Below are 15,168 nucleotides of genomic sequence, written 5' to 3' on the forward strand. Positions count from 1 at the left end.
GCAGGTTCCATGGCGAGCGTATGGGATCGGGTGTTCCAAATGAGGGACGTCGCGCCTTATGAAGACGCGACGTCCTTCGTTGGTCGTATGTTCTGGTCCGAAATGCGGACCCTACCGCGATTACTTCTTAAAGAACGTCTTCCCTTTGCCACTGTACTTGCTCAGCCGGTTGTTGACGTACAACCCTTCCAGCAGGAACTCGCCGACGCTCGCCAGCATGCCGGCGTCGTTGGGATTCAGCTTCAGTTCTTTGGCAAGTTGAGCTGCTGACTGCGGCAGCGTTTTGACCGCCTTCATGTTGGCGACGAACTCTTCGCCGCTCAGGTCGTCGCCGGCGGGGAAGGTGAGATTGCCCTTGAACTGCTCGACGATCGGCTCGTAGTCGTTCTCGTCGGCGTATCGGCCGAAGACCTTCTTCACCGCTTCGCCGATCAGGCTCTTGAGGAGTTTCTCTTCCGCGCCTTCTTCCTCGCTCAGCGTCATTTCGATCTTGCCGCGGCAACTGGCGGTCAGGAAGTTCAGATCGCAAATCCGCGGGACGACCTCCCCCTCGCCGGTCGTCAGGCCCCGGCGTTCGCTGTTGCTGATCAGGGTTTCCAGGTTCGCGATGCTCGTCCGCACCGACACGCCACTCGCCTGGCTCACGTGCGGGCTCGACCGCGCCAGCCGTACCACTTCCTCGACGATCTCGCTCATGAATCGCGGCACTTCCACCTTCACGCCCGACCCGCTCTCGCCGGCTTCGCGCGCCGTCCAGGCGTTGTCCTCGGCGATCTTGATGCTCTCGTCCAACGACTCAGGATAGTGCGTGCGAATCACCGACCCGATGCGGTCCTTCAACGGCGTCACAATGCGGCCGCGGTTGGTGTAGTCTTCGGGGTTGGCGCTGAAAACGAGGAAGACGTCCAGATCCAGCCGGATGGGATAACCGCGAATCTGCACGTCCCGCTCTTCCAGCACGTTGAACAAACCGACCTGGATGCGCGGGGCCAGGTCCGGCAGCTCGTTGATCGCGAAGATACCCCGGTTGGACCGCGGGATCAGCCCGAAGTGCATCGTGCTTTCGTCCGACAGGTATCGGCCCTCGGCGTGCTTGACCAGGTCGATCTCGCCGATCAGGTCGGCGATAGTCACGTCCGGCGTGGCGAGCTTTTCCTTGTATCGGTCCTTGCGATGGACCCATTCGATCGGGGCATCGTCGCCATGCTCCACAATCAGTCGTTTGCCGGTGCGGGTGGTCGGGCGGATCGGGTCGTCGTTGATCTCGGTACCGGCGAGCGCGGGCATCCATTCGTCGAGCAGGTCGGGCAGCATGCGCAGAATGCGCGTCTTCGCCTGGCCGCGCAGGCCGAGAAGCAGCATGTCATGCTTTGACAGGATGCCGTTGACGATCTGCGGAACCACCGTATCGCGATAGCCAAGAATCCCGGGGAAAAGCTCTTCGCCGGCCCGGAGTTTCTTGATCAGGTTCCGGCGGAGTTCGTCCTTGACCGAGCAAGGCTGGTAGCCGGTTTCCTTCAGTTGACCAACAGTCGCGGCACGGGGGTGAGTCATGAGCAGGGTATCTCCAGATTGGGTCACGGGAGATGGTAGGACAGTAAAGGCGTTCTGGGGAGTAAATCTGTTGAAGACAGAGACGGCGAGACTCACTACAAATCCACGTCCCGGTCTTTTCCGTCTTCCGGCTCCACCTTCGCCCGGCGACCAGCCTCCGCCCAGGCGTCTACGTATACCGTCGGTTTGGCTCGGGCCAGCGGGGCGCGGGGAAAGAAAAACCGGCCCGGGCGGAACGTCAGCAGCAGGCCGGCGAACAGCACAAACAGCACCACGCAGAGCATCAGGACCGCGGTCGCCTGCAGGTGCTCGCGCTGCCGCTGGTCTGCGTCCTTCATCGCCGCCATCGCCGGCAGCAGATAGAGCTTCATCGCGGCCAACAGGACCAGGCTGAACACGATCAGGAAGATGATCGCACGGACGAGCACGCGGCCAGGGCGGGGCAAGGTTCTCCCGATGCGTGCACTCATGATCGGTTAACTCCGCCAAGCATAAAGCCGGGTGTCTTTCATCCGGATGCACACTTTGCCGCCGGACGGCAGGCACTCGACATTCACAGCTACAGCACGACCGGCCGTTTAGCTTGCAGCGTCCTGATCACTTCCTTGTCCTCTTCGTCGAGGTCTTTCGGAACGATGATCTTGATCACGCAAAGCTGGTCACCCTTCTCGTCGCCGCGGAACACACCTCGGCCCTTGATCCGCAGCTTCGCCCCGCTGCTGGTTCCCGGCGGAATCGTGATCGTCACCGGTCCGTCAAGGGTCTGCACGTTAGCCTTGGTGCCGAGCATCGCGTCATACACGCTCACGGGGACATCTATCAGGATGTCCAGTTCGTCCCGGCGAAATTGTTCGTGCGGGCGGACAGACGTCACGATGTAGAGGTCGCCGGCCTCGCCGCCGTGCACATGCTGGCCCTTGCCCTTCAGGCGGACCTTGCTGCCGTCCTTGACCCCGGCGGGGATCTTAATGTCGATCGTTTCCAGCCGTCCGTCGCGGTTGATCTGCAACGGCAGATTGACGCCCCGTGCAGCCTGATCGAAGTTCAGCGTGACGGCATGTTCGATATCCGCCCCGCGAGCCGGGGCGACCGGTTCGGCGTGTCCGCGTGCCCGCCCGCCCCGCGACTGAGTCCGGGCCCCACCGCCACCGGCGCCGCGGCCGAAGAACTGCTCGAAGATGTCGCCAAAATCGCCGGCGTTTGAAAAATCCTTCGGATCGAAATCCTGGACCGATGCGCCCCCGGCGTTCCAGTTGCCGCGGCCACCGGCGGGATTGCGCGGAAATCCGCCGAACGGATCGCCACCATTGGGCCCGGCATGGCCGAACTGGTCGTACTCCTTGCGCTTCTGCTCGTCCGAGAGAACGTCGTACGCTTCTTGGACTTCCTTGAACTTCTCTTCCGAGCTCTTGTTATTCTTGTTGACGTCGGGGTGATGCTGGCGGACCAGCTTTCGATGCGCCCGCCGAATCTCTTCGACGGTGGCCGACTTGGAGACACCCAAAACTTCGTAGTAGTCGCGTTTGGCCATGGTTGCAGTCGCCTCCGGCGCAAGAACAGTTCGCTTGAGGCGCGTGGGGTGATTGTAGCAGTGAAAATCGTGGCTACCATTCTTCCGACACCACTTTGGAGCGATAACGCATGAATGAATGGTACCTCATCGAAAACGGGCAGAGCGTTGGCCCGATAACCCTCGACGCGCTGGTTGCCAGGCTTCCGGCGGCCGGCGGGCCCCAGGCGATGGTCTACGGCCCGGGCATGACCAACTGGTCCGCGGCGGCTCAGGTACCTGCCGTGGCGTCTCGCATGGGCGGGTTCCGCAGCGCTCCCGGTGCTCCGCCGTTGCCGCCCGGCGCCGGCCGACGGGCCGACGTCATCGACTACGAGATCTTCGGCAACGAGATGCAGTACGTCGAAGTCACCCTCGACCCCGGCGAGATGGCGCTCGCCGAGCCCGGCGGCATGATGTTCATGGAGCCCGGAATCGTCATGCAAACCGTCTTCGGCGATCCCTCGGCTCCACAGCAGCAGGGGTTCCTCGGCAAACTCATGACCGCCGGCAAACGCATGGTCACCGGCGAATCGCTGTTCATGTCCACCTTCACCAACCAGGGCCACGGCCGCCAGAAGATCGCGTTTGCCGCGCCTTATCCCGGCAAAATCATCCCGATCCATCTCGAACAGCACCAGGGTGAACTGATCTGTCAGAAAGACTCCTTCCTCGCCGCCGCCCGCGGCGTTTCAATCGCGATCGCGTTCCAGAAGAAAATCGGCGTCGCCCTCTTCGGCGGCGAAGGGTTCATCATGCAGCGCCTCACCGGCGAAGGGATCGCTCTGCTCCACGCCGGCGGCACCATCATGGAACGAGTCCTCCAGCCCGGCGAAACCCTTCGCGTCGATACCGGCTGCATTGTCGCGATGCAGCGAAGCGTCCAGTACGACATCCAGTTCACCGGCGGCTTCAAGAACTCCCTTTTCGGCGGCGAAGGACTCTTTCTGGCCACCGTCACCGGCCCGGGTAAGGTGTGGCTGCAATCGCTGCCCTTCGCCCGCCTCGCCGGCCGCGTCCTGGCCAATGCCTCCGGCCGAGGGAAAGACGAGGGGAGCGTCCTCGGAAACCTTGGCGGGTTCCTGGGAAACAGCGACTGACGAACCTCACACGGCTCCGCCGAACGAACCCGAGGCGTTTCGCCGAACGAACCCGAGAACGTCCGGTGCCACGGGTCGGCGGTACTCCGCAGACCCGTGCGCGCACACGGCCAATACCACGGGTCTCCGGAGTACCGGCGACGCCGTGGCACCAGGTGGTACCGCTCCGCCAAACGAACCCGACTTCGCCAAACGAACCCGACAACGTCCAATGCCATGGGTCGGCGGCACCCCGCAGACCCGTGGCACCGGACGCGGCCGACGGCACGGGTCTCCGGAGTACTGGCGACGCCGTGGCACCAGGTGGTGCCGCTCCGCCAAACGAACCCGACTTCGCCAAACGAACCCGGCGCGGTTCCGCCAAACGAACCCGGCAACGTCCGGTGCCGCTCCGCCGAACGAACCCGACGCCGTTTTGCCGCATCTGCCGGCTCGGGGCGGGGACGCAATACACGATCTCTCGAGCCGATCGCAGGCGATCGCACGAGGGGGTGCCGAGGCGAACGCGACTTTTCTCCGGCGCGACACATCTACCGCGGACGGATCACACCCATCCTCGATCGATCGCCGGTGAGCCACGACAGGCGCATCGCCAGCCCGATTTAGTTCGGTATATGTTAAGTTGCGGCCGCAAAAATGCAACCGCAAAAATGCCCGGCATTTCGGCCATCCGTCGGCGTAAACGGGTTCATCGAGCCGCGACCGTCAACCGCGTGCCGCGTGCTTCTTGAGAATCGTCATCCGCGACCTACAATCCCCCCTTCGCCGCGGGCTTCTCCGTGGCGTGATGGAAATGGAGACGAGCGATGTTCAGCGGTGCGATGACTGCGTTGGTGACCCCCTTTCGTGAAGGCCGGCTCGATGAAGCCCGCCTTAAGGAACAGGTCGAGCACCAGATCAAAGGCGGCATCGACGGGCTGGTTCCGGTGGGGACCACCGGCGAGTCACCCACGGTTGACTTCGAGGAGCATGCCCGTGTCATCGAACTGACGGTCGAGTTCGCCAACGGCCGGGTTCCGGTCGTCGCCGGCACCGGCGGCAACGCGACGGCGGAGGCGATCGAACTCCACCAGATCGCCAAGAAGGCCGGCTGCCAGGGGTGCCTGTCCGTCAACCCCTACTACAACAAGCCGACCCAGGAAGGCCTGTACCGGCACTTCATGACGCTAGCCGACCGCGTCGACCTGCCGATCGTCCTCTACAACATCCCCGGCCGAACCGGCATCACCATGTCGCCGCAGACGGTGGCTCGGCTCAACGCCCACAAGAACATCGTTGCGATCAAAGAGGCGACCGGCTCGCTCGACATGGCGACCGAAATCCTGTCGCTGTGCGACATCACGCTCGTCAGCGGTGACGACTCGCTGACGCTGCCGCTCATGAGCGTCGGTGGCAAGGGCGTGATCAGCGTGGCAAGCAACCTCATCCCTGCCGAGATCAAGAAGCTGGTCAAGCTCGCCGCCGACGGCAAGTACGCCGAAGCGGCGAAGCAGCACATCCGGCTGTTCCCGTTCATTAAGAGCCTGTTCCTCGACGGCAACCCCGCCGGCATCAAGTACGCGATGAGCCTGGCGAACATGGACACCGGCGAGCTCCGCCTGCCGTTGTGGGAGGCGAGCGAGGCGACCAAGCAGACGATCGCCGCGGAGATGAAGAAGCTGATGTGATGATTTCGTAGGGTGGGGTTCACCCCACCGCATCGCGTGCGATGACCGGTTGTTTACCCCGACCGGATGTCCTCGCCGAGACGAAATGTCGACTGTTTCGCCGCTCCAGCGATCCGACACAACTTGTCCCCGCCGCTTCTCGGTGGGGTGAACCCCACCGTACAGAATGCTGTGACTTACCTCTGCGTCGCCATCTTCGTCCAGTCTGAGCAACAGGCCCAGCGCGACATCGCGCTGGCCGCCGAGGCTGGCGCGGACATGGTCGAGCTGCGGATTGACGATCACGCGGATCTGGGCGCGATTGGCCTGGGGCAACTCTCGCTGCTTCTGCAAAGCAGTTCGTTGCCGGCGATCGTGACGTGCCGGCCGATCTGGGAGGGCGGGCGCTCCAGGCTGTCGGATACGGATCGACTCGCCCTTCTCTCGGCCGCCGACGAAGCGGACGCGGCTTACCTTGACGTCGAACTAGAGACAACCAGGCACGCCGAGGCCAAAGACTTCCTCGACGATAAGCTGCCCCGCCGCCGCGAAGAGCGAGCCGGGCTCATTTTCAGCTCCCATGATTTCACCGGCCGCCCGGCGAAGCTGACGGCCATTTTCGACGAACTGGTGCGCTCCCCCGCCGACGTCGCCAAGATCGTCTGGACAGCCCGCACCGTTCGCGACAACCTCGAGGCGTTCGAACTGCTGCGCCATCGCGCCAAGCCGACGATCGCGCTGTGCATGGGCGAGGCCGGGCTGATCTCGCGCGTGCTGGCCAAAAAGTTCGGCGCGTTCCTGACCTTCGCCTCACTCGAAACCGGCGGCGGAACCGCACCCGGGCAGGTGTCGGTCCGAGACATGAAGCGGCTCTACCGCTGGGACGCGATCGCGCCCGCCACGAAGGTTTATGGCGTCGTCGGATCGCCGGTGGCGCACTCGATGTCCCCCGCGATCCACAACGCCGCGTTCGACACGACCGGCTTCGACGGCGTTTACGTGCCGCTGCTGGTCGAGCCGAGTTACGAGTCGTTCAAGGCGTTTATGGAAACGTTCCTGGCCGCCGAGGGACTGCACCTGTCGGGCCTGTCGGTCACGATTCCGCACAAGGAAAATGCGCTGCGCTACCTGAAGGAGAAGGGCGCCGAGATCGACCCCCTCGCCGAGCGGATCGGTGCGCTCAATACGATTGCCATCCGTAGGGTCCGCCTTGGCGGACGCGGTGGCAATGGCGTCGAAGAAAGCAACGCCGAGCCGTCCAACGCCGTCGCGTCCGCCAAGGCGGACCCTACTTTGTACGGCACCAGCACCGACTACGCCGCGATCCTGGACAGCATCACGACGAAACTGGGAATCAGCCGGGAACAGTTGAAGGACTACCGGGTCGCCGTGATTGGTGCCGGCGGAACGGGGCGAACCGCCGTCGCGGCGCTGGCGCATTACGGGGCGACGGTCGTCGTCTACAACCGTACGCGCGAAAAGGCCGACGCACTCGCCGCCGAGTTCAACGGCAAGACCGGCAAGGTGGTCGCCGCCGACATGGCCAAGCTCTGCGATTCCTGCTGCCAGATCTATATCAACACGACCAGCATCGGTATGAGCCCGAATGTCGAGCAGAGCGCGTTCGGCGACCGACCGCCGGCGCTCAGCGCCGACAGCGTGGTCTTTGATGCTGTCTATAACCCGGTGCGGACGATGTTCATCAGGCAGGCCGAAGCCGCGGGTGCCCGAACCATCAATGGGGTGGAGATGTTCGTGAGGCAGGCTGCGGCGCAGTTTGAACTTTGGACCGGCACGCCCGCGCCCACCGACGTCATGCGCAACGTGGTCGAAAGCCGTCTGTAGGGCGGAGCATTTCCGGTATTGCCCGGATCACACCCGCCTACTTCGCCGGCGCGGCCAGGAAGTTGTACGCCTGGAACGGATATCGCATCGACTTCTCGAACCGTTCAAACGCCAGCGGCTGACCGTCGGCGAGCCAGTCCTTCAGCAGGTAAACCCGGTACCCCAGCGACTGCTCGATGTAGTCGAAGATTTCCCGCGGCGTCGAGCCGGCGCTCTTTAAACCGTCGATCGTGCATTCGAAGAGGATGTACGGCTTGCCCCGGGCGATCGTCTGCGCAGCGCCCTTGAACACCGACAGCTCGGCACCTTCGACATCCACCTTGATGAAGCCGATTGGCCGATCCGCCGGCACCATCTCGTCCACGGGCATGCAGCGGACTTTCACTTCTTCAATCTTGTCGGTTTCATTGGCGTGCACGTTCATGCCGCTGAAGCCCGAGCGCGTGATGTTGCGGTAGAAGGTGATCTCGCCGGGCTTGTCGCTGACGGCGCAGTGATGAATCTCGACATCCGAGAACTTCTTTTTGAGCCGAGCCGCCTTATCCGGAAGAGCTTCAAACGCGGCGTGCTTGCCCTTGGGGGCAAGCCGCAGAAGCTGGCTCAGAAACGAACCCAGATGGCAGCCGATGTCGAGGCAGTTGGTGTCGGCCTTGACGACGCGGTCGAGCATGGCGTCGATACGGTCATTCTCGATGTAGATTTCCGCGAGCTCCGGATGCTTCCGCCGCTTGCGAAAACCAGCCAGATGGCGGAGCTGCTGGAGCGGGCGCTCGAGCGGCGTACGAATGAACATCTGTTTGAGAGCTTCCATCACGCAACACCATCCTGAAGCAGTCTCGTACGACGCCAATGCAGGCGTCGCGTCCGATATCCGGCGGTACGAAGTCGCTCCTCTCCGAGATATCGGCGAGGAACCCGTACGCCTTCCCCGAAAAGCGACCTGGAACCACTTTTGTTCCAAACGCTTCGGCAGGAAACATGGTCGGTGATGCGGCCGGAAATACAAGAGGGACCGCTTCGGGATGAAGCGGTCCCTCTGAAAGTCGTCGACTCGCGATGCTAGTGCGCTGCCATAGCCACCATTTGGGATTAGGGTGCCATGGGCTGGCGTACTCGCCTGCCCGTGGCTTGCCTCGTCTGGCGTCGCCCCGCCACGGGCAGCGGAGCACCGCAGCCCATGGCACCCAAATAGTCGCTCGGCTCTCTATTCCTTCCAGCCGTGCAGATCGCGTACCTTCACCATCGCGCCCAGGATGTCGTTCCAGGTTTGCGGCTTCATCATGACTTCGTTGGGGAACATGCAGCCGTCCCAGCAAATGTGCCGCAGGCGCTTCATGGGAACGCCGGCGTCGTTCTTCAGCCAGAAACCGGCGTGCTTCGGAATGTCGAGCTTGCCGGTGGGGTCGGTCGCCTGGCAGTGACGGCCGGTCTTGTCGTGGCTGCCCGAACCGAAGACGGTGCCGTTGTTCTGAGCGACGTGGAAGTCAATCGTCCAGGGGCGAAGCGCGGAGGTCAGCTTCTTGAGGGCCTCGTCGAGCTTCGCCTGGTCCTTCCAGTCGTAGCCTTCGGGGAGCAGCGCGTCTTCAGGGGCGTTGTAGCCCATGGTGTAGAGCAGCGTGTGGGCCATATCGGCCTGGAAGCCGACCGTCGCCGGGCGATCGGTGAGTTCGAGCAGTTCGATCATGCGCTTCCAGGAGTGCATGCCGCCCCAGCAGATTTCACCCTCGGCGGCGAGGCGCTCGCCGTAGCCTTCGGCGACGTCGGCGGCCTGACGCCAGGTCTCAGCGATCTTCTTCTGATTGCCGGCGGGGTCGGCGTACCAGTCGTGCGGGCTGGAGGCCGAATCGATGCGGACGATGCCGTAGGGCCGCGCGCCGTGGCGGCGAAGCTTCTCGCCGATCGCGCACGCCTTACGGACGGATGCGACGAAGTTCTTGCGGTCGGTCTCGGAACCCATCGCCGCCCCGCCGCCCGTCGGCGGCCAGACCGGCGCGACGACCGAGCCGATCGACAGGTTCGCCTTCTGGAACTTCTCGGCCAGCTTCTTGATGCCGTCGTCGTCGATATCGATCGACACGTGCGGGTCGAACAGGAACAGGTCCATGCCGTCGAACTTGACGCCGTCCACCGAGGCGGCGGCGGTCATCTCGATCATCTTGTCGAGCAGGATCGGCGGCTCGGAATCCGGACCCTTGCCGACCAGGCCAGGCCAGGCGGCGTTGTGCAGTTTCGGATAGTTGTTCAGATGCGCGGTCATGGACGGTTTTCTCCTTGGTCTGTATCTGGTTCAATGCCTCGCCGACGCCAGCTCACGAACTGCAGCCCGTCAGTCAATCGCGGATCAGCATTCTATCGACCTGCCGCGTGGGCGAAAGTCTGATCGTCGATCGGCGACGGCCGAAGAATTCCGTGATCAGCCGAATAGAAACCTGGCTTCATGCGTAAGCTTGGTGATCTCCCGCCAAGCCGTTGTCTGAAGTCAGCGTCCGTCCATCCGCATCGAGGACGAATTCTCGGAACAACATGCAGATTCTTAAGCCATCAGGTCGTTCTGTTGCCGCGTCGCCCTGGCTCGCGCTTTTTGCACTCGCTGCCACGGTCGTTTGGCCTGCCGCCGACTGTTCGGCACAGACGACTTCCGAACTGCTGGACCCGTGGACCACCAAGGGGTTCGGCGAGACTGTCGACCGCTTTTCCTACCAGGCACAGGCTGCTGTCGACGGAAGCTCGGCGACGACACAGATCTTCGCCTGGGATTCGGTCGGACGATTCCAACTCGCACCAGACAGCGTTTTGAAGCCGCACCTGGGCTATCGGTACCTCACGCTCAACTTCGATTCCAACGCGGCGACCCTCCCCGATACGCTTGATGAGCTCAGCCTGGCGGCAGGTGTCAGTCTGGGGTCGCTGGGGGGCGGCAAGCTTTCAGCGATCGCCGGCATCGGTTACAGCGGCGACAACCTGTTCGCCGACGCCGATGGCCTGTTCGGCATCGGCCACCTTTTGTGGGAACGGCCGCTGAACAAGACCGACACGCTCGTGCTCTCGCTGGATTACGATCGCAGCGGAACGCTGCTGCCCGATGTCCCGTTACCGGGGTTCGCATATCGCCATACCGATGACATCTTGTCCTGGATGGTCGGCTTTCCCCGATCCGAGCTGCTGGTCAACCTGACAACCGGCCTCTCGCTGTCGGCGAGCTATGCCGCCCCGATGACGGCCGACGTCACACTCGAACAGCAACTGGGCGACGGCCTCAGCGTCTTTGGCGGATATTCCAACTTCTTCAACGGGTTCTTCCTCGACGGCGAGTCTCGCGAGGATCGGTTCTTTCTGCAGATGCAGCGCGTCGAAGTCGGTTTGCGTTACATCAACGGCGACATGCTGGGCAAGGGTCTTTACCTGGACGCCGGGCTGAGCGTGGGCTACGTGCTGGACCAGAGCTGGTCCCGGGGCTTTGACGTGCGCGACCTGGAAAACATCGGCAGTACCGAAGCCACGCCATTCGTAGGACTCGTGATTCGAGGCCGGTTCTAAGTCGCCGACCGCGATTCGAGATTTTCCAGCCCACGGCAAGGCCGGCGGACTGGAAGGGCGATGTCGGCGCGAACGCGCGGTCACTGCGCTACGCCGAAATCACTTCACGCGCTGGAACTCGAGCTGCTTGGCGGTCGTGGGCTTTCCGAGCTTCTTCGGCCGATTCTCCGGACCTCCGGTGAGGTAGTCGATGTACAGGTTGTCGCCGTCGAGCGCATAGAGCCCGAATCCCCCGTCGGCGGCGGTACCCCAGTCGAGCTGCGACGGCGACAGTTCATTACGCATCGTGTACTGGACGGTTTTGGCGTCCTTCAGACCAGGGCCCTGGCGGATCGTCAGGTTGGTCGGCGTGAACTCGAACTGCATGGCGTCCGCGCCCTTGGTCGCATTCCACTTATCCAGGATGGCGGTCTTGTCCGAGTTGGGCCCGCGTGTGCCTTTCGTAGACACGATGGGTGGAGGCGTCGGGGTGGCCGGCGTTGTGGGCTTAGGCGGTGTCGTTTGCGCGGATTTGTCATCCTTGCAACCCGCAGTGATCGCCAGAAGTAGAACCACGAAATAGGTCAGCCGCATTGAAAGATCCTCAGGATCAAGGGTGAGAGTTGCGTGAGCGCCATGGCTTAGGACGCGTCACTGAGCACAAACCGAAATCCGGCCCGCACCAGTATCTTAACAGGATAACGCCCCACACCAACTCTGGTGAATCGCTTGTTATCGGCGAAGAACGGTCCGCCAGCTTAAGTCTCATTCTCCGGCAGTCGATGCCCACTGCTGTCCGCCGAAGCTGTGGCATTGATGGGTCAGCAATTTCTACTGGAGACGGGAACATGAATCGCTTTGCACATCTGCCGGTCGCCGAGACGCTCGAGTCCCGCCGGTTCATGGACGCGACGCTGGTCGGTGGTGAACTCCTCATTACCGGTACCGAAGCGAAAGACACGATCACAGTCTCGCTCGACGCGAACGACCCGGAACAGCTCTCGGTCAAGGTCAACAAGACCACCTACCAGTTCCCGCTCGCCGAGGTCGACACGATCAGCATTGAAGCCCTGGGCGGCAACGACAAGGTCGTCGTACTCGGGAACCAGGGCGCGATTTACACCAGCGTCAAAGTAGAAGGCGGCTCCGGCAACGACGTCATTACGGGTGGGACCGGCAATGACATGCTCGTCGGCGGCGACGGCAATGACACCATCAACGGCGGCGACGGCGATGACTTTCTGTTCGGGGACGCCGGCAACGACAAGCTCACCGGCGGCAGCGCCAACGACTACGTCGACGGCGGCAATGGCAACGACAGCCTGACCGGCGGACTGAACGACGACACGCTCCTGGCCGGCGACGGCAAGGACAAGCTCGACGCCGGGACCGGCGACGACAACGTTGACGGCGGCACCGGGAAGGACGCCATAAAGACCGGCACCGGCGAAGATGCGATCGCCGAGGACTCCACCAACCTGAAGGAAGTCAAAGACCGCGGCGACGCTGATGCCGACTACACCCTCGGTGAACTCACCGAGGAACTCTCCGAACTGCACGAAATGGTCGTCCCCGGCAGCACGGTCTTCCGCTGCGAACTTGCCGACGGCCTCATGACGCTCTACTACCGCTTCGGCGAGGACCCGACGGCTTATAAGACGGTGCTGGACGTGAGTAATGTAGCCGACGGCGCCCCGCTGAGGGACAACGTCAATCTCGTCAGCCGCGAAGTGAGCACTTCAGAACTGCGCGACTCGGCCGTCGCGGTGTTCAACGCCCGAGTGCCGAACCTGGGCATCCTGTCGTTCAAGTCGGTCGGCAATGGCTACTCCGGAACGCTGGGGGAAGGCGCCGAGGAGATTCGCTACCGCGACATCTACGGAACGATTCAACTGATGTCGACCGACGATATCGTCTGGACGCTCGACGAGGCGGAGGAAGACCTGGACAACGACGGCATCTTCGATAACTACGGCCAGCAGAACGAGGGCGGCATCCCTCTCGACCCGTCGTGGACGCCCTTCCCGTCCGGCGACGGACGGACGCTCTATCAGGACTTGCAGGGCAACTGGTTCGAGCCGGGGAATGACGGACTGTTCTACCCGCATTTCAGCGGCGGGCAGTAAGCGACGAAGCAATCGCCTGTGAACCAACGTTGCTGCACTTTCGTGCCTGCCTGGGACTACGCTACTTCGAGGACCGTGGCACGCTTAGGTTTGTTCGGATCGACAAGGACAAGTACCTGAGAGCCGACAGTGTACTTGTCAGCATACATCGTGGGCGTGTCACGACGCATCGTGTACTCGACGCCGTTCACGCTGTAAGCATAGGTGACCGGCCGAGAACCGCCCTTGCTCAAAGGGCTAATCGATCTGACCTGCCCTTGCACTTCAGTTCCGTGGCGGATCAGCCAGACGAAGTTGCGGACGGCGAAGAAAAGGATAGGCGGCGCGGCAAGCGTCGCCACCAGTGCCATCGCCAGCCAAACGTACGAACTAGACCAGACCGAAGCGCCCTTTGCGGGCACTTCCTGTCCGGACACGTAAAAGTAGCCGATCCACAAACCCGCCGTCACCAGCGCTTCCAAAGCCATTCAGATCGGAACGAGAGTGCGAAGCCTCTTGTCAATTTCCGGACGTTTCGGATGCATATAGAGCCCCCCTGAGAGCAAGTTACAGCTTTACGCCGCCCTGATACTTGATGACCGGAGCATCCGGATTCACCTCCGGCCCGAAGTAACGAAGGACGACAAGGTCCTCGGTGCCGCTGGTGTTCTCGTACGTCACACCGGCCTTGGCGGCGGCTTCGGTCACGAACACTTCGTCTTCCGTCAGGTCGTGGAAGCGGATCAGCTTCGGGCAGTTCAGCCGGAGCTTGTTGATCTTGCCTTCACCGGCGACCACGATGATGCTGTTCGCCCCGCCGTCCTTGACCGTCACCTTCTGGCCCGGCTTGACGGTCAGTTCCTTGGCCGTGAAGAGCTGCTCGCCGTAAACCTTGCCGTAGACGATCCACTTATCGACATACCCTTCGGCGGCGCTGCCGGCGGCGACGATGGGTTCGAGGAAGTGGTTAGCCTTGAAGTGCGGGTCGACGTTGGCTTCCCAGTCGAGCTGCTCGACGATGAAGTCCAGGTCTTTGTGCTTCTCCTTGGGCATGTCCTTGACGAGCAGCGCCCAGGGCACCTCGCGGCCTTCGACCAGGCTCTGGTACATGCCGAAGACGTCGGAGCCCCACTGCGGCTCGTAGGTGCAGAGCGAGCCGGGGGCGTGGAGGATCGCCGGGTGAATGAGCCAGCCGGTGCCCGGCTTCAGGCGGTACGCCTTGGACAGGTCGAGGATGCCGTTGTCGCCCTTGTTCCAGTCTTCGAGGGTCTTGCGGACCTGGGCCTTGGTGGTCCCGGGCTCGAAACCCATGAACGTGTAGGGGAAGTTGTTGCCGACATTGTTGTGCTGCGGCGGGAAGTAGTAGCTCTCGGGCTTGCCTTCCTGGCCGACCAGTGCAGCCTGCTGCTTGGTCTGGTGCATGTGGTGCGGGATCGGCCCCATGTTGTCGAAGAACTTGGAGTAGACCGGCCACTTTTTGTACTTGTTCCAGATCGCGTCGCCGATGATCTTGCCGCCCAGTTCCGCAACAGCATCGGCGAGGGTGAACCGCTGGCCGTTGGAGACGACATAGCTCAGGCCTTCATCGGGCGTGCGGTTGTCGTTCGCGGCCGGCGTGGTGCTGCCGAACCAGCGCTCGTCGATACCGCCGCGGTTCAGGCCGAACGCGTAGAGGTCATCGGGATGAAGCTTAAGACGCTTGCCCGGCTGAAGGAACGACCGCGGCACCCAGGTGGGCGAGAGGCGGAGCAATCCGCCCCCATCGGCCAAAGCCGCTTCGGCGGCGGATTTCACGTTGCTGGAAAGGGTCTTCAACTCTTTGACATTGGTCGGCATAGGGGCAGATCTCCTCG

Annotated in this window: 13 protein-coding genes; 5 read left to right on the forward strand and 8 right to left on the reverse strand. The window is 62.6% G+C overall.

What is annotated here, in order from left to right:
• Nucleotides 1-120: 120 nt before the first annotated feature.
• The 3 genes from IPV69_RS07150 to IPV69_RS07160 all read right to left on the reverse strand — a co-directional run bounded on the left by IPV69_RS07150 (nucleotide 121) and on the right by IPV69_RS07160 (nucleotide 3,085).
• Nucleotides 121-1,554 carry a sigma 54-interacting transcriptional regulator gene (locus IPV69_RS07150; protein WP_206294259.1) on the reverse strand — a complete coding sequence of 478 codons (1,434 nt, stop codon included), beginning with the start codon at nucleotides 1,552-1,554 and terminating at the stop codon, nucleotides 121-123.
• 95 nt (nucleotides 1,555-1,649) lie between these two features.
• Nucleotides 1,650-2,000: a hypothetical protein gene (locus IPV69_RS07155; protein WP_206294260.1), complete on the reverse strand. Its 351-nt coding sequence runs from the start codon at nucleotides 1,998-2,000 to the stop codon at nucleotides 1,650-1,652.
• A gap of 113 nt (nucleotides 2,001-2,113) precedes the next feature.
• Nucleotides 2,114-3,085 carry a DnaJ C-terminal domain-containing protein gene (locus IPV69_RS07160; protein ID WP_206294261.1) on the reverse strand — a complete coding sequence of 324 codons (972 nt, stop codon included), beginning with the start codon at nucleotides 3,083-3,085 and terminating at the stop codon, nucleotides 2,114-2,116.
• 110 nt (nucleotides 3,086-3,195) lie between these two features.
• On the opposite strand from IPV69_RS07160, the gene IPV69_RS07165 reads away from it, so the two are divergent.
• The 3 genes from IPV69_RS07165 to IPV69_RS07175 all read left to right on the forward strand — a co-directional run bounded on the left by IPV69_RS07165 (nucleotide 3,196) and on the right by IPV69_RS07175 (nucleotide 7,694).
• Nucleotides 3,196-4,203 (forward strand): TIGR00266 family protein, encoded by a 1,008-nt coding sequence (locus IPV69_RS07165; RefSeq protein ID WP_206294263.1) that lies wholly within the window; start codon nucleotides 3,196-3,198, stop codon nucleotides 4,201-4,203.
• 806 nt (nucleotides 4,204-5,009) lie between these two features.
• Nucleotides 5,010-5,870: a 4-hydroxy-tetrahydrodipicolinate synthase gene (gene dapA, locus IPV69_RS07170; protein WP_390884382.1), complete on the forward strand. Its 861-nt coding sequence runs from the start codon at nucleotides 5,010-5,012 to the stop codon at nucleotides 5,868-5,870.
• Between the two features lie 171 nt (nucleotides 5,871-6,041).
• A complete protein-coding gene (locus IPV69_RS07175; RefSeq protein WP_206294267.1) occupies nucleotides 6,042-7,694 on the forward strand; it encodes a type I 3-dehydroquinate dehydratase in 1,653 nt (550 codons plus the stop codon).
• 37 nt (nucleotides 7,695-7,731) lie between these two features.
• On the opposite strand, the gene IPV69_RS07180 is transcribed toward IPV69_RS07175, so the two are convergent.
• Nucleotides 7,732-8,505: an FkbM family methyltransferase gene (locus IPV69_RS07180; RefSeq protein ID WP_206294269.1), complete on the reverse strand. Its 774-nt coding sequence runs from the start codon at nucleotides 8,503-8,505 to the stop codon at nucleotides 7,732-7,734.
• A gap of 393 nt (nucleotides 8,506-8,898) precedes the next feature.
• Nucleotides 8,899-9,951 (reverse strand): TIM barrel protein, encoded by a 1,053-nt coding sequence (locus IPV69_RS07185; RefSeq protein WP_206294271.1) that lies wholly within the window; start codon nucleotides 9,949-9,951, stop codon nucleotides 8,899-8,901.
• A gap of 266 nt (nucleotides 9,952-10,217) precedes the next feature.
• On the opposite strand from IPV69_RS07185, the gene IPV69_RS07190 reads away from it, so the two are divergent.
• Nucleotides 10,218-11,231, forward strand: coding sequence for a hypothetical protein (locus IPV69_RS07190; RefSeq protein ID WP_206294272.1), 1,014 nt, complete (start codon nucleotides 10,218-10,220; stop codon nucleotides 11,229-11,231).
• A 99-nt stretch (nucleotides 11,232-11,330) separates the two neighbouring features.
• Here the strand turns inward: IPV69_RS07190 and IPV69_RS07195 are convergent, their stop codons facing one another.
• Complete coding sequence (locus tag IPV69_RS07195) at nucleotides 11,331-11,681, reverse strand: hypothetical protein (protein WP_206294273.1); 351 nt, start codon at nucleotides 11,679-11,681, stop codon at nucleotides 11,331-11,333.
• A 377-nt stretch (nucleotides 11,682-12,058) separates the two neighbouring features.
• Here IPV69_RS07195 and IPV69_RS27495 point away from each other — a divergent pair, with 377 nt between their 5' ends.
• Nucleotides 12,059-13,336 carry a calcium-binding protein gene (locus IPV69_RS27495; protein WP_315853151.1) on the forward strand — a complete coding sequence of 426 codons (1,278 nt, stop codon included), beginning with the start codon at nucleotides 12,059-12,061 and terminating at the stop codon, nucleotides 13,334-13,336.
• Nucleotides 13,337-13,392: 56 nt separating this feature from the next.
• Here the strand turns inward: IPV69_RS27495 and IPV69_RS07205 are convergent, their stop codons facing one another.
• Both IPV69_RS07205 and IPV69_RS07210 read right to left on the reverse strand, forming a co-directional pair.
• Nucleotides 13,393-13,803, reverse strand: a complete 411-nt coding sequence (locus tag IPV69_RS07205; RefSeq protein ID WP_206294275.1) for a DUF3592 domain-containing protein — start codon at nucleotides 13,801-13,803, stop codon at nucleotides 13,393-13,395.
• Between the two features lie 79 nt (nucleotides 13,804-13,882).
• A complete protein-coding gene (locus tag IPV69_RS07210) occupies nucleotides 13,883-15,151 on the reverse strand; it encodes a cupin domain-containing protein (protein ID WP_206294276.1) in 1,269 nt (422 codons plus the stop codon).
• Nucleotides 15,152-15,168: the final 17 nt, after the last annotated feature.

The organism is Humisphaera borealis (assembly GCF_015169395.1).
Lineage (GTDB): Bacteria > Planctomycetota > Phycisphaerae > Tepidisphaerales > Tepidisphaeraceae > Humisphaera > Humisphaera borealis.

Coding starts and splice junctions, on each gene's coding strand:
- IPV69_RS07150 (WP_206294259.1), bottom strand. CDS start 1,554: ATGACTCACCCCCGTGCCGCGACTGTTGGTCAACTGAAGGAAACCGGC.
- IPV69_RS07160 (WP_206294261.1), bottom strand. CDS start 3,085: ATGGCCAAACGCGACTACTACGAAGTTTTGGGTGTCTCCAAGTCGGCC.
- IPV69_RS07165 (WP_206294263.1), top strand. CDS start 3,196: ATGAATGAATGGTACCTCATCGAAAACGGGCAGAGCGTTGGCCCGATA.
- dapA (WP_390884382.1), top strand. CDS start 5,010: ATGTTCAGCGGTGCGATGACTGCGTTGGTGACCCCCTTTCGTGAAGGC.
- IPV69_RS07180 (WP_206294269.1), bottom strand. CDS start 8,505: ATGGAAGCTCTCAAACAGATGTTCATTCGTACGCCGCTCGAGCGCCCG.
- IPV69_RS07185 (WP_206294271.1), bottom strand. CDS start 9,951: ATGACCGCGCATCTGAACAACTATCCGAAACTGCACAACGCCGCCTGG.
- IPV69_RS07190 (WP_206294272.1), top strand. CDS start 10,218: ATGCAGATTCTTAAGCCATCAGGTCGTTCTGTTGCCGCGTCGCCCTGG.
- IPV69_RS27495 (WP_315853151.1), top strand. CDS start 12,059: ATGAATCGCTTTGCACATCTGCCGGTCGCCGAGACGCTCGAGTCCCGC.
- IPV69_RS07205 (WP_206294275.1), bottom strand. CDS start 13,803: ATGGCTTTGGAAGCGCTGGTGACGGCGGGTTTGTGGATCGGCTACTTT.
- IPV69_RS07210 (WP_206294276.1), bottom strand. CDS start 15,151: ATGCCGACCAATGTCAAAGAGTTGAAGACCCTTTCCAGCAACGTGAAA.